Annotated in this window: 1 protein-coding gene; it reads right to left on the bottom strand. The window is 39.6% G+C overall.

From position 1 onward, the window contains the following. Positions 1–145: 145 nt before the first annotated feature. Entirely contained in the window at positions 146–415 is a 270-nt protein-coding gene (locus tag SLH46_RS21635) for a TOBE domain-containing protein (RefSeq protein ID WP_320283309.1), read from the bottom strand. Positions 416–809 lie beyond the last annotated feature (394 nt).

Here is an 809-nt window from a genome sequence, read left to right on the forward strand (position 1 = left end):
TATCCCATTCTTTCTATGAACTCGCTTCTCTCAAAGCGGCTGCAAAAGTAATCAAGGTTTTTAATAATGCAAGCCCGCAGGGCAAAATAATTGCAGGTTTTTTGGAGCAAAAATCGCAAGTAGCTGAGTATCTGAACAGGGCGGTTTAATAAATTTTTAGCGAGGCGGATTTAAAAAGGCAGTATACCCGCTGTCCCTTCTCAAGGCACATACTTTTTTGTGAGGCTTCGGTGACTTCTACAATGATGTTTTCGCCTACATCGACTACGCAAAAAGCAAGGCCGTCTTTTAAAAATACTTCTTTCATGATCCCTTCTACCTGGTTGCGGAGCGAAATATTTTGCACTGGCTCTTTCGATAAGGCTATGCTTTCTGGCTTGATGAGCACTTTTAATGACTGATTTTGAGTTTTCAATGATCTATTTTCTTTTCCAGTGCTAATGACTAAGGTGTGAATCGCCTGCTTTATCAAGTCAATCTTAGATGAAATACTAATTATTACAGATTATACTTTAGAATCTCGCGAATATGAACACCAAGTTTCAATTAAATTTTTAGCGATTAGAAATACTGTAGACAGATGGGAAAGTTGGTATTACAGGGCATATACGTTTGAAAAAGATAGTTCCGGACATTTATGGGTTAGACAAAGAAACAAACGGGAATCCGTTGTTGCTGGGCTGTAGCACTAATGATCTGGATCACTGGCCCTAGTATATTATACAATAAAAAAGCCCGTGCTCTGTTGAACACGGGCTTAATAAAATTGGCAGCGACCTACTCTCCCACTTTTACGCAGTACCATCGGC

The organism is Draconibacterium sp. IB214405, assembly GCF_033963885.1.
Classification (GTDB): Bacteria; Bacteroidota; Bacteroidia; order Bacteroidales; family Prolixibacteraceae; genus Draconibacterium.